The organism is Azospirillum sp. NS33 (assembly GCF_059703765.1).
The window spans coordinates 18,720-31,620 of record NZ_BAAKJB010000043.1; the positions used below are offsets into that span (position 1 = coordinate 18,720).

Here is a 12,901-nt window from a genome sequence, read left to right on the forward strand (position 1 = left end):
CATGGCGGCGGAGCCCGCCCTCGAGGTCGTCGGAATCGACAAGTGGTTTGGCGACAACCACGCCAACCGGGCGGTGTCGCTGCGGGTCGAGCGGGGGACGATCCACGGCATCGTCGGCGAGAACGGTGCGGGCAAGTCGACGATCATGAGCATCGTCTACGGCTATCTGCGCGCCGAGTCCGGGGAGATCCGCGTCGGCGGGCGGCCCGTCGCCATCGCCAGCCCGCGCGACGCCATGCGCCATGGCATCGGCATGGTCCACCAGCACTTCATGCTGGTGGACCCGTTCACCGCCCTGGAAAACGTCCTGCTGGGCACCGAGGGCGGACCGACCCTGGGCCCCGGCAAGGCGCGCGCACGGGCCGAGCTGGCGCGGCTGGAGCGGGAGTTCGGGTTGGAGGTCGACCTGGACCGGCCGGTGGGCGACCTCGCGGTCGGCGCCCAGCAGCGGGTGGAGATCCTGAAGGCGCTCTACCGCGGGGCCGACCTGCTGATCCTGGACGAGCCGACCGGCGTGCTGACGCCCCAGGAGACCGACCATCTCTTCCGCGTGCTGCGGGCGCTGACCGGCCGGGGCCGGACGGTGATCGTCATCACCCACAAGCTGCGCGAGATCATGGAGCTGACGGACGCCGTCACGGTCATGCGCCGCGGCCGGGTGGTGGCCGAGCGGGCGACCGCCGCCACGACCCGCGAGGAGCTGGCGCAGCTCATGGTCGGCCGCAAGGTGCTGCTGCGCGTCGAGAAGGCGCCGGCGGCGCCGGGGGCGGCGGTGCTGGAGGCCGCCGGCCTGCGCGTCGCCGACGATTCCGGGGTGGAGCGTGTGAAGGGCGTCGATCTGACGGTGCGGGCCGGCGAGATCGTCGGCATCGCCGGGGTGTCCGGCAACGGCCAGGCCGAGCTTCTGGAGGCCCTTGCCGGCATGCGCGACACGTCGGGCGGGACGCTGCGCCTGAAGGGGCGGCCGCTGCCGGCGGCCGGCGACCCGCGCGAGCGGCGGCGCCTCGGCGTCGCCCATGTGCCGGAGGACCGCCAGCGGGTCGGCCTGGTCACCGGCTTCGCCGCGGCGGAGAACGCCATTCTCGGCTACCACGACGAGGCGGCCTACAACGGGCGGGTTCTGATGGACGGCGGCGCGGTGTGGCGCGCCTGCGCCCGCACCATGGCCGCCTACGACGTGCGTCCGCCCCAGCCCGGCCTGGCGACCGCGGGCTTTTCCGGCGGCAACCAGCAGAAGCTGGTGCTGGCCCGCGAGATCGAGCGCAACCCCGACCTGCTGCTGGTGGGCCAGCCGACCCGGGGCGTCGACATCGGCGCCATCGAGTTCATCCACAAGCGGCTGGTGACCCTGCGCGACGCCGGCAAGGCGATCCTGCTGGTGTCGGTGGAGCTGGAGGAGATCCTGGCGCTGGCCGACCGCATCCTGGTGATGTTCGACGGCCGCATCGTCGGCGAGATCGCGGCCGGGGGCCGGGGGGAGGGCGCCGGGGGCGGCGTCGATGAGCGGCGCCTCGGCCTCATGATGGCCGGGGTGGCGGGGTAGGCGGGGCCACCCCGTCCACCCGACCCGCCGGCTAGGCGGTCAGCACGCGGGCCCCGGCCCGCTCGACCGTGGCGCGCGCCTGATCGGGGATCGCGCCGTCGCAGCACACCGTGTCGAACGCGTCCAGCCTGGCGAACACCGCCGGTTTGACGACCGGGAACTTGGTGGAGTCGAGGACCAGGATCTTGTTCACGGCGTTGGCCATGGCGGCCTGCTTGACCTCCACCTCGTGGAAGTTGGAGCAGCTCACGCCGAAGGTCGGGTGGACCCCGCCGGCCGACACGAAGGCCTTGTTGATGCCGATGCCGCGCAGCGTCTCCAGGGCCTCCTGGCTGAAGAACGACGCGGACGACGGGTGGTAGAGCCCGCCCAGCAGCAGCACCCGCACCCCCGGCTTCTTGCAGACGATCTCCGCCACGTTCATGGCGTAGCACACGACGGTGATGCCGCTGTTGGCGGGGATCGCCCCGGCGAGGTGCGGGATGGTGGTGCCGCAGTCCAGGAAGATGGTCTCGCGCGGCGCCACCAGAGCCGCCGCGGCCGCGCAGGCGGCGCGCTTCAGGTCGACATGGGCGTCGCGCTCGCGGTCCAGCATGTAGCCGAGACCGCCGGGGTCGTCCGGCGCCCCGGCGATGTACCCGCCGAGGTAGGAGAAACGGCCGGCGGCGGCGGCGATGTCGCGGCGCACCGTCATCTCCGACACGTCGAGCAGGCGGGCGGCGTCCTTGAGGCGGATGTATCCGCCGGATTGCAAGGCGCTGTGCAGGCGGTCCAGACGCGCCGCTCGTTTCGACATGGCAGCCCCCGACGCTGGGGAGCCGCCGGAGCGGCCCCGCGATGATGTTTTCACCTTGACATACAAACCGTCAATGTGAAACCATCATTGCAGAAAATGTTATAATCATAACAAGAGAGGCGTCATCGAGGCGCCTCCGGGGGAGCGTCCACAATGCCGACCACGCCCGTCCACGCGGCGCCAGGCGCACTGGCGCGCGTCATCGACCACACCCTGCTGCGCCCCGACGCCCAGCCGGCCGAGGTCGGCCGGCTGTGCGACGAGGCGTTGGCGCATTCGTTCAAGGCGGTGTGCGTCAACCCCCTGTACGTGCCGCTGGTGGCGGACCGGCTGTCCGGGTCTGCGGTCGCGACCTGCGCGGTGATCTGCTTTCCCTTCGGGGCCGACCCCACGGCCATCAAGGTGTCCTCCGCGGAATGGGTGGTGCGCCACGGCGCGCGCGAGGTCGACATGGTGATTCCCCTCGGCCTGCTGAAGGCGGGCGACGCGGCGGCCGTGCGCGACGACGTCGCGGCGGTCAAGCGGGCCTGCGGCGACGCCCTGTTGAAGGTCATCATCGAGACCAGCCTTCTCACCGACGACGAGAAGGTGCTGGCCTGCCGGCTGGCCCAGGAGGGCGGGGCGGATTTCGTGAAGACCTCGACCGGCTTCGCCGGCGGCGGCGCCACCGTCGCCGACGTCGCCCTGATGCGCCGCACCGTCGGCCCGTCCATGGGCGTCAAGGCCTCGGGCGGGGTGCGCACCACCGAGGACGCGTGGCGGATGATCGACGCCGGAGCGTCGCGCATCGGCGCCAGCGCCAGTGTTGCCATCGTCGCCGGGTGACGGCGATGTCGAAGAGGTCGCCGGGTGACGGCGATGTCGAAAGGGTCGCCGGGTGACGGCGGCCCCGCCGTCCACGAGCGGCCATCGCGAACGACAAGAATCATCCATAGGGAGTCCGCACCAATGAAGAAGCTTCTCTCATCCCTCCTGGTCGCCGGTGCCATGGTCGCCGGGCCGGCGCTGGGCGCCGATCCCGTGGAGACGCCCGACCTCGTCCAGAAGCTGACGTCGAGCGCCACGGGCAAGGAGTACGCCATCGCCACCGTGGTCAAGGTCGACGGCATCGCCTGGTTCGACCGCATGCGCGAGGGCGTCCGGCAGTTCGACGCCGACACCGGCCACGACACCTGGATGGTCGGGCCCAGCCAGGCCGACGCCGCGGCCCAGGTGCAGCTCGTTGAGAACCTGATCGCCCAGGGCGTCGACGCCATCACCATCGTGCCGTTCTCGGTGGAGGCGGTGGAGCCGGTCCTGAAGAAGGCGCGCGACCGCGGCATCGTGGTGATCGCCCACGAGGCCTCGAACATCCAGAACGCCGACTTCGTGCTGGAGGCGTTCGACAACCACGCCTACGGCGCCAAGCTGATGGAGGTGCTGGGCGGCTACATGGGCGGGGAGGGCAAGTACGTCGCCACCGTCGGCAGCCTGACGTCGAAGTCCCAGAACGAGTGGATCGACGGCGCCATCGCCTACCAGAAGGAGCATTTCCCGAAGATGGAGCTGGCCACCAACCGGCTGGAGACCTACGACGACGCCAACACCGACTACAACAAGCTGAAGGAAGTCCTCACCACCTACCCCGACATCAAGGGCATCGTCGGCGGCCCGATGCCGACCTCGGCGGGGGCCGGCCGGCTGATCAACGAGCGGGGACTGAAGGACAAGCTGTTCTTCTCCGGCACCGGCCTGGTGTCGGTGGCCGGCGAGTATCTGGGCAACGGCGACATCCAGTACATCCAGTTCTGGGACCCGGCGGTCGCCGGCTACGCCATGAACATGCTGGCGGTGATGGCGCTGGACGGCAAGAAGGACCAGATCAAGGCCGGCCTCGACCTCGGTCTGCCGGGCTACACCGCCCTGACCACGCCCGAGGGCGCCGGCGGCAACCTGCTGTACGGCCAGGGCTGGGTCGGCGTGACCAAGACGAACATGGACAAGTACGACTTCTGAGCCCGCACTCCCGCGGGGGGCGCGGCGCAGCCGCGGCGCCCCCCGCGGGCCACCCTTCTCGTGGTCCTCGAACGGGCGGGCTCGCCATGACCGACGCACTCATCGAACTCCGCGGCATCCGCAAGGAGTTTTCCGGGGTGGTTGCCCTGGACGCCATGTCGCTCGTCATCCGGGCCGGCGAGATCCACTGCCTGGCCGGCGAGAACGGCTCCGGCAAATCCACCGTCATCAAGATCATGTCGGGCGTCTACCGCCCCGACGCCGGGGAGCTCCGCATGGACGGGAAGGCGATCGGGCCGCTGACGCCGATCGCCGCCATCGACCGCGGCATCCAGGTGATCTACCAGGACTTCTCCCTGTTCGGGAACCTCACGGTCGCCGAGAACCTGGCGATGAACGTGCACCTGCGCGAGAAGCGCCGGCGCATGGACTGGCGGCGCACCCGGGCCATCGCCCGGGACGCGGTGGCCCGCCTGGGCGTGGCGCTCGACCTCGAGGCCACGGTCGGCGCCCTGCCGACCGCCGGCAAGCAGCTGGTCGCCATCGCCCGGGCGCTGATGTCCGACGCCCGCCTCATCATCATGGACGAGCCGACCACGGCCCTGACCCGCAAGGAGGTCGAGACCCTGTTCCGCATCGTCCGGGACATCCAGGCCCGTGGCATCGCCGTGCTGTTCGTCAGCCACAAGATGCGCGAGATGCTGGAGATCAGCGAGCGGATCACCGTCATCCGCAACGGCCGCAAGGTCGCCGAGGGGGCGACCGGCGGGTTCGACGAGGCGGCCATCGTGCGCCACATGACCGGCTCCGACATTCTGACCGAACCCTATGTCTGGAGGCCGCCGCCCGGCAACCCGCCGCCGCGGCTGGAGATCCGCGGCCTGACCGCCCCCGGCCATTTCGAGGGGCTGGACCTCGCGCTGCGCCCGGGCGAGATCGTCGGCCTGTCCGGCCTGCTCGGGTCCGGCCGCACCGAGGTGGCGCTGGCCCTCTTCGGCATGCTGCCCGGTCACCGCGGCGAGATCCGCATCGACGGGGCGCCGGTCCGCCTCGCCTCGACCGCCGACGCGATCGCCGCGGGCATCGCCTACGTCCCCGAGGACCGGCTGACCGAGGGCCTGTTCCTGACCCAGAGCATCGACCGCAACATGCTGGCGACGTCCTACGACCGGCTGGCCCCGCATCTGGTGATCGACCGCGCCCGCGCGGCGGAGCTGACGGCCGGCATGATGCGCACCATGGCGATCGCCGCGCCGTCGGGGGCGGCCGCGGTCAACACGCTGTCGGGGGGCAACCAGCAGCGGGTCGTGCTGGCGCGCTGGTTGCTGACCGACGCCCGCGTCCTGGTCCTCAACGGACCGACGGTCGGCGTCGACGTCGGCTCCAAGGCCGAGATCCACCGCAAGATCCGTGAACTGGCGGTCCACCACCAGCTCGCGGTCCTGATGATTTCAGACGATGTCCTCGAACTGGTGCAGAACTGCAATCGCATCGTGCTGATGCACCGCGGCCGGTTTGTCGACACCCTGGACAGCGCCGCGACCTCGGAAGAGCAGGTCAGCGAGCGCCTGAAGACGTTCACGTGAGGAGACGGTGATGGCCTGGCTCCGGCGTTCGGAAACGGTCATCGCGGGCATCCTGCTGCTCGCCATGATCCTCATCGGTTTGGTCAATCCGGCCTTCTGGCAGCTCGACAACCTGTTCAGCCTGCTGCGCAGCAACGTGATCATCGGCATCATGGCGCTGGGCGTGCTGCTGGTGATGATCTCCGGCGGCATCGACGTGTCGTTCCCGGCCTTCGCCGTCGCCGCCATGTACCTGACCGTCAAGGCGATGCTCTACGTCGGCTACGACGGGGTGGCGCTGCCCTTCCTGATGGCGGCGGTGATCGGCCTGCTGTTCGGCTGCCTCAACGCCTTCTTCGTCTACAAATTCCGGATGATCCCGCTGATCGTGACGCTGGGCACCGGCAGCATGGTGCGCGGGTTCCTGCTCGGCGTCGTCGGCACCAGCATGATCAACATCAACAAGATGCCCGACGCGCTGATGGACTTCGCCAAGACCGAGGTGGTCAGCCTGACCAAGGCGGGCGGTGCCACCTACGGCCTCACCGCCATGGTTCTGGTCTATCTGGGTCTGGCGGTGGCGGTGCACCTGGTGCTGCGGCACACCATGATCGGGCGCAGCGCGTACGCGCTGGGCGGCGACGCGGAGGCGGCGCGGCGCGCCGGCTTCGACCTGCGCCGGACCATCTTCTTCATCTACTGCACCGCCGGGGCGCTGGCGGGCTTCGCCGGCCTGCTGCACGCCGGCATGATCTGGCTCGCCAACCCGCGCGACTTTGTCGGGCTGGAGCTCGACGTCATCGCCGCGGTGGTGCTGGGCGGGGCCTCCATCTTCGGCGGGCGGGGCACCGTGCTGGGGACCATGCTGGGCGTCTTCATGCTCGTGATGGTCAAGAACAGCCTCATCATCATGAAGGTCGACACCACCTGGCAGAGGGTGGTGGTCGGCGTCATCATCGTCGCCGCCACCGCCGTCACCGCGTGGCGCGACCGCCGGCGCCAGGCGTGAGGGTCCGCACCATGACACAGCCACAGCCCACCACCCGCTTCGACCTCCGCGCCCTGGTCAACCGCGACAACAACATCGTCCAGCTGCTGGCGATGACGGTGCTGATCTTCGCGGTCATGACGGCGCTGAGCCCCGACAAGTTCCTGCGCTACTACAACTTCGAATCGATCACCTACATCTTCCCGGAACTGGGCCTGCTGTCGATCGCGATGATGATCGCGATGCTGACCGGGGGCATCGACCTGTCGGTGGTCGGCATCGCCAACCTGTCGGGCATCCTCGCCGGGGTGGTGTTCCACCGCCTCGCCGGGGCCGGCGGCGTCGCCGACACCGGGGTGCCGGTGGTGGTGCTGGGCGCCGTGGTGGCGCTGGCCACCGGGATGGCGGCGGGGGCCCTGAACGGGCTGCTGGTGACCCGCCTGGGGATCACCCCGATCCTGGCCACCCTGGGCAGCGGCCAGGTGTTCACCGGGCTGGCCATCGTGCTGACCGGGGGGCCGGCCATCGTCGGCTTTCCCACCGCCTGGGCGTTCCTCGGCAACGGCAAGATCGCCGGCCTGGCCACCCCGTTCGTGCTGTTCGTGGTGGTGGCCGCCGCCATCGCCTTCCTGCTCTCGCGCACCACCTTCGGCGTCAACCTGATGCTGATCGGCACCAACCCGAAGGCCGCGCTGTTCGCCGGGCTGAAGAGCGCGCGCATGGTGTTCTGGAGCTATGTGCTGACCGGCACGCTGGCCTCCATCGCCGGCATCATCCTGTCCGGGCGCACCAACGCCGCCAAGTCCGACTACGGCACCTCGTACCTGCTGCAGGCGGTGCTGATCGCCGTGCTGGGCGGCACCAACCCGGCGGGCGGGCGGGGCACGGTGCTGGGCGTGGCGATCGCCGTGCTGGCCCTCATGCTGCTGTCCAGCGGCTTCCAGATCCTGCGTTTCTCCAACCACCTCATCGACTTCATCTGGGGCGGATTCCTGCTGCTGGTGATCGCCATCAACGCCTATCAGACACGCACCCGCTGACCGGGCGCCGGAGGGGAGCCATGACCGTCCATTCCGCCATCCATCTCCGCAAGGGGTTCTTCACCGAGGCCGAACGCCCGGTGGTCGAGGCCGCCGGCATCACCGCCAGCCTGTTCCGCTACGACAGCGGCATCGAGGCGGTGCGCCTGGCCAACCGCCGCGGCCACCTGGTGGTGCTGCCCTTCTTCGGGCAGATGGTGTGGGACGCCGTGTTCGATGGCGTCGACCTGACCATGGCGAACATGTTCGCCACGCCGCGCCCGGCCGAGGTCATCGTCGGCACGTACGGCTGCTTCGCCTTCCATTCCGGCCTGCTGCGCAACGGCTGCCCGGGGCCGGCGGACAGCCATCCCCTGCACGGCGAGATGCCGTGCGCGCCGCTGGACGCGGCCGGGCTGGAGGTCGGCGAGGACGCGGAGGGGCCGTATCTGGCGGTGACGGGCCTGCGCGAGTACGTCATGGGCTTCGGCGCCCACTACGCGGCGCATCCGCGGGTGGTGCTGCGCCCGGACAGCGCGCTGTTCGACATCGCCATGGCGGTGGAGAACCGATCGGCGGCGGCGATGGACCTGATGTACATGTGCCACGTCAACTTCGCCTTCGCCGAGGGGGGGCGCATCGTCCAGCCCGCTCCCTTCACGCCCGACCGCACGGTGGTGCGCACCACGGTGCCGGCCCACGTGCCGCGCAGCCCCGGCTACGATGCCTTCCTGGAGGAGCTGTCCCGCGACCCCGCCGCCATGGAGGTGCTGGACCAGCCCGGCCGCTACGACCCGGAGCAGGTGTTCTATGTCCGCGGCCTGCGCGCCGGCGCCGACGGGCGCACCGCGCTGATGCTGCGGCGGCCCGCGGGCGACGCGTTCCACATCGCCTACGACGTCACCGCGTTCCCGAAGACGGTGCGCTGGGTGCTGGTGAACGGTGACCAGGCGGTGTGCGCCTTCGCCCTGCCGTCGACCTGCGAGCCCGAGGGCTACGGCGCGGAACGGGCCAAGGGCAACGTGCAGTCCCTGGCCGGTGGCGAGACCCGGCGCTTCAGCGTGCGCCTGGGCCACCTGCGGCCGGACGAGGCCGACGCGGCGCAGCGCGCCATCGCGGCGCTGTGAACCGGCGCCCAGTGAGAGGAGAGAACGCCATGCCGGGAAAGATCGCCGTGGTCGGCAGCAACATGGTCGACCTCATCACCTACACCGACCGCATGCCGGCACCGGGCGAGACCATCGAGGCGCCGCGCTTCGAGATGGGGTGCGGCGGCAAGGGCGCCAACCAGGCCGTCGCGGCGGCCCGGCTGGGCGCCGAGGTCATGATGGTCACCAAGGTCGGCGACGACATCTTCGCCGACAACACGATCCGCAACCTCGGCGCCTGCGGCATCGACACCCGCTTCGTGGAACGGGTGCCCGGCACCTCCAGCGGCGTCGCCCCGATCTTCGTCGACCCGTCGGGGGAGAACCGCATCCTCATCGTCAAGGGCGCCAACGCCCTGCTGGCACCGGCCGACGTCGACCGCGCCGCCGAGGCGCTGAAGGCGTGCGATCTCATCGTCATGCAACTCGAGGTGCCGCTGGAGACGGTCTACCACACCATCGCCTTCGGTGCCCGCCACGGCATCGAGACGCTGCTCAACCCGGCCCCGGCGCCGGCGGAGCTGGATCCCCGGCGGATCGAGCGGGTCACCTTCCTGGTCCCCAACCAGACCGAGCTGGCCACCATCTCCGGCCTGCCGGTGACCTCCGAGGCCGAGGCCGAGGCGGCGGCGCGGTCGTTGATCGGGCGCGGCATCCGCACGGTGATCGTCACCCTGGGGGCGCACGGCGCGCTGCTGGTCACGGCGGGCGAGGCGAGCCGCGCCATCGCCCCGGTGCCGGTGCGCCCGGTGGACACCACCGGGGCCGGAGACGCCTTCATCGGCAGCTTCGCCCGCTACTACGTGGCGGGGCGCGACCTCGACGCCGCGCTGGCCATGGCCGTACGCTACGCCGCCGACAGCATCACCCGGCCGGGGACGCAGAAATCCTACGCCACCCGCGCGGCGTTCGAGGCGTTCTGCGCCGGCCTCGACTGACACGGACATCCACACGGGCACCGGCACGGACACGGACACGGGAGGGGGACATGGCACGCGCGGTCATCGGGGTGGACGTCGGCACCGGCAGCGCCCGCGCCGGGGTGTTCGACCTGCACGGCCGGCGGCTCGCCACGGCGGCCCGGCCGATCCGGCTGTGGCGGCCGGAGCCGGAGTGGGCGGAGCAGTCCTCCGACGACATCTGGCAGGCCGTGTGCGCCGCCGTCCGCGAGGCGCTGGAAGGCTGTGCGGAGCGGCCCGAGGTGGTCGGCGTCGGCTTCGACGCCACCTGCTCGCTGGTGGTGCTGGACGCGGCGGGGCGGCCGGTCACCGTCGATCCCGGGGGCGACGACGCCCGCAACGTCATCGTGTGGATGGACCACCGCGCCGGCGACCAGACGGCGCGGATCAACGCCGGCGGGCACGCCGTGCTGCGCTACGTCGGCGGCCGCCTGTCGCTGGAGATGCAGATCCCCAAGCTGCTGTGGCTGAAGGAGACCCTGCCCGACACCTGGCGGCGGGCGGCGCATGTCTTCGACCTGCCCGACTTCCTGACCTGGCGGGCCACGGGGTCGCGGCGGCGGTCGCTGTGCTCGCTGGTCTGCAAATGGACCTATCTCGGGCACGAGGGGCGCTGGGACGACGGGTTCCTGCGCGCCGTCGGCCTCGGCGACCTGGCCGATGACGGCCACGCCCGCATCGGCGCGGAGGTCGGCGCGGTGGGCGGTGCCATTCCCGGCGGCCTGGCCGCCGCCGCCGCGGCCGAACTCGGCCTGGCGCCCGGCATTCCCGTGGCGACCTCGCTGATCGATGCCCATGCCGGCGGCCTCGGCGTCATCGGGGCGGCCGTGCCGGGCGGCGGGGCGGTGGATTTCGACCGGCGGCTGGCGCTGATCGGCGGCACGTCGAGCTGCCACATGGCGGTCAGCCCCGGCGCGCCGCGCTTCATCCCCGGGGTCTGGGGACCGTACCACGCGGCGATGATCCCCGGCCTGTGGCTGAACGAGGGCGGGCAGTCGGCGACCGGCGCCCTGATCGACCACGTGGTGCAGGGCCATCCGCGCCACGCCGAACTCGCCGCGGCGGCGGAGCGGCGGGGGGAGACCGTCTATCGGGCGCTCAACGACCGCCTCGCCGTCCTGGCGGTGCGCGACGGGGTGCCGGCGGCGGAGCTGACGCGCGACCTCCACGTGCTGCCGGACTTCCACGGCAACCGGTCGCCGCGGGCCGACGCCAGCCTGCGCGGCATGATCAGCGGCCTGCGCCTGTCCGACAGCGTCGACGATCTGGCGTTGCTCTACCTCGCCACGGTGCAGGCCGTGGCCTACGGCACACGGCACATCGTCGAGGCCATGAACGCCGGCGGCTACGCCATCGACACGGTTCTCGCCTGCGGCGGCGGCACCAAGAACCCGGTGTTCGTGCAGGCCCACGCCGACGCGCTGGGGTGCCCGGTGGTGCTGCCCGAGGAGCCGGAGGCGGTGCTGCTGGGCGGCGCCGTGCTGGGGGCGGTGGCGGCCGGCGCGTACCCCGGCCCGACCGCCGCCATGGCGGCGATGAGCCGCGCCGGCGCGGTGGTCGGCCCGGCCGGCGGTGGCGGCGCGGCCTACCAGGACCGGAAGTACCAGGTGTTTCGCCGCCTGCACGACGACCAGATGGCCTACCGCCGGCTGATGGCGGCGCCGGCGGGCTGATCGGGGGCCGGCGCTTTCCCGCTGCGCGCTTGCGCTTGCGCTGGCGCGTGCGGCGCGGCACTGTCGCTGTCGACGGGGCGTCGCGGACGGGGGGGCGATGGCGGGCGGTGGGGGCACGGTGCCGCGCTGGGTCGATTGGGGCGTGATTCCGCTGGTCAACCTGGTGGCCGCGCTCGCCCTGTCGTCGCTGGTCATCCTGGTGATCGGCGAGAACCCGGTGGCGGTGCTGCGCCTGATGGTGAGCGAGGCGCTGGGCTACCCCGAGGCCATCGGCTACACGCTCTACTTCACCACCAACTACATCTTCACCGGGCTGGCGGTGGCGGTCGCCTTCCACGCTGGCCTGTTCAACATCGGCGGCGAGGGGCAGGCCTACATCGGCGGCCTCGGCGCCGGGCTGGCCGGCCTGGCGCTGTCGGGGTGGGCCTGGCCGGCGGTCGCGGCGGCCGGCGTGTTCCTGGCGGCCCTGTTCGGCGCGGCCTGGGCGTTCCTGCCGGGCTGGCTGCAGGCGCGGCGCGGCAGCCACGTGGTCATCACCACGATCATGTTCAACTTCATCGCCGCGGCGGTCATGACCTGGCTGCTGGTGGACGTGCTGATCAAGCCGGGACAGCAGGCGCCGGAAACCCGGGCGTTCCCGGCGGAGTCCTGGCTGCCCACGGTGGACCGGGTGTTCGGCTGGGTGGGGGTGGAGGTCGCGCGCTCCCCCCTCAACCTGTCCTTCCTGGTGGCGCTGGCCGCGTGCGCCTTCGTCTGGGTGTTCGTCTGGCACACCCGCTGGGGCTACGCGCTGCGCACCGTCGGCCGCAACGAGCGGGCCGCGGTCTACGCCGGCATCCGGCCGGACCGGGCGGTGATCCTGGCGATGGTGCTGTCGGGCGCGCTGGCCGGGCTGGTCGGGGTCAACGACATCCTCGGCGTCCAGCACCGGATCATCCTGAACTTCGTCAACGGCGCCGGCTTCGTCGGCATCGCCGTCGCCCTGATGGGGCGCAACCATCCGCTGGGGATCGTTCCGGCGGCGCTGCTGTTCGGCGTGCTGGCCCAGGGCGGCGCCAACATCTCCTTCGACTACCCGACCATCAACCGGGAGCTGGTGATGGTCATCCAGGGGCTGGTCATCCTCATGGCCGGGGCGCTGGAGAATCTGTTTCGGCCGCGCATCGAGGCGATCGTCCGCGGCCGCCGCGCCGCCGCGGCCGAGGCCGGCTAGAC

General features: G+C 71.4%; 11 protein-coding genes. 10 read left to right on the top strand and 1 reads right to left on the bottom strand.

Annotated features, from left to right (window positions below; genetic code table 11):
• Window position 1 precedes the first annotated feature (1 nt).
• Window positions 2–1,543 carry an ABC transporter ATP-binding protein gene (locus AC6H2I_RS26685; protein WP_497503812.1) on the top strand — a complete coding sequence of 514 codons (1,542 nt, stop codon included), beginning with the start codon at window positions 2–4 and terminating at the stop codon, window positions 1,541–1,543.
• Window positions 1,544–1,574: 31 nt separating this feature from the next.
• Here the strand turns inward: AC6H2I_RS26685 and AC6H2I_RS26690 are convergent, their stop codons facing one another.
• Window positions 1,575–2,339, bottom strand: a complete 765-nt coding sequence (locus AC6H2I_RS26690) for a DeoR/GlpR family DNA-binding transcription regulator (RefSeq protein WP_497503813.1) — start codon at window positions 2,337–2,339, stop codon at window positions 1,575–1,577.
• Window positions 2,340–2,492: 153 nt separating this feature from the next.
• On the opposite strand from AC6H2I_RS26690, the gene deoC reads away from it, so the two are divergent.
• The 9 genes from deoC (at window position 2,493) to AC6H2I_RS26735 (ending at window position 12,899) form a co-directional block, all read left to right on the top strand.
• On the top strand, window positions 2,493–3,164 hold the full coding sequence (deoC, locus tag AC6H2I_RS26695) for a deoxyribose-phosphate aldolase (protein ID WP_497503814.1): 672 nt from the start codon (window positions 2,493–2,495) through the stop codon (window positions 3,162–3,164).
• Between the two features lie 123 nt (window positions 3,165–3,287).
• Window positions 3,288–4,334, top strand: coding sequence for an autoinducer 2 ABC transporter substrate-binding protein (locus AC6H2I_RS26700; RefSeq protein ID WP_497503815.1), 1,047 nt, complete (start codon window positions 3,288–3,290; stop codon window positions 4,332–4,334).
• 86 nt (window positions 4,335–4,420) lie between these two features.
• Complete coding sequence (locus tag AC6H2I_RS26705; protein ID WP_497503816.1) at window positions 4,421–5,920, top strand: sugar ABC transporter ATP-binding protein; 1,500 nt, start codon at window positions 4,421–4,423, stop codon at window positions 5,918–5,920.
• Window positions 5,921–5,930: 10 nt separating this feature from the next.
• Complete coding sequence (locus tag AC6H2I_RS26710; RefSeq protein ID WP_497503817.1) at window positions 5,931–6,908, top strand: ABC transporter permease; 978 nt, start codon at window positions 5,931–5,933, stop codon at window positions 6,906–6,908.
• A gap of 11 nt (window positions 6,909–6,919) precedes the next feature.
• Window positions 6,920–7,927 (top strand): ABC transporter permease, encoded by a 1,008-nt coding sequence (locus AC6H2I_RS26715; RefSeq protein ID WP_497503818.1) that lies wholly within the window; start codon window positions 6,920–6,922, stop codon window positions 7,925–7,927.
• 20 nt (window positions 7,928–7,947) lie between these two features.
• Complete coding sequence (locus AC6H2I_RS26720; RefSeq protein ID WP_497503819.1) at window positions 7,948–9,033, top strand: aldose 1-epimerase family protein; 1,086 nt, start codon at window positions 7,948–7,950, stop codon at window positions 9,031–9,033.
• A gap of 29 nt (window positions 9,034–9,062) precedes the next feature.
• Window positions 9,063–9,992: a ribokinase gene (rbsK, locus tag AC6H2I_RS26725; protein WP_497503820.1), complete on the top strand. Its 930-nt coding sequence runs from the start codon at window positions 9,063–9,065 to the stop codon at window positions 9,990–9,992.
• A gap of 50 nt (window positions 9,993–10,042) precedes the next feature.
• A complete protein-coding gene (locus tag AC6H2I_RS26730; protein ID WP_497503821.1) occupies window positions 10,043–11,686 on the top strand; it encodes an FGGY-family carbohydrate kinase in 1,644 nt (547 codons plus the stop codon).
• A 97-nt stretch (window positions 11,687–11,783) separates the two neighbouring features.
• Window positions 11,784–12,899 (top strand): ABC transporter permease, encoded by a 1,116-nt coding sequence (locus tag AC6H2I_RS26735; RefSeq protein ID WP_497503822.1) that lies wholly within the window; start codon window positions 11,784–11,786, stop codon window positions 12,897–12,899.
• Window positions 12,900–12,901 lie beyond the last annotated feature (2 nt).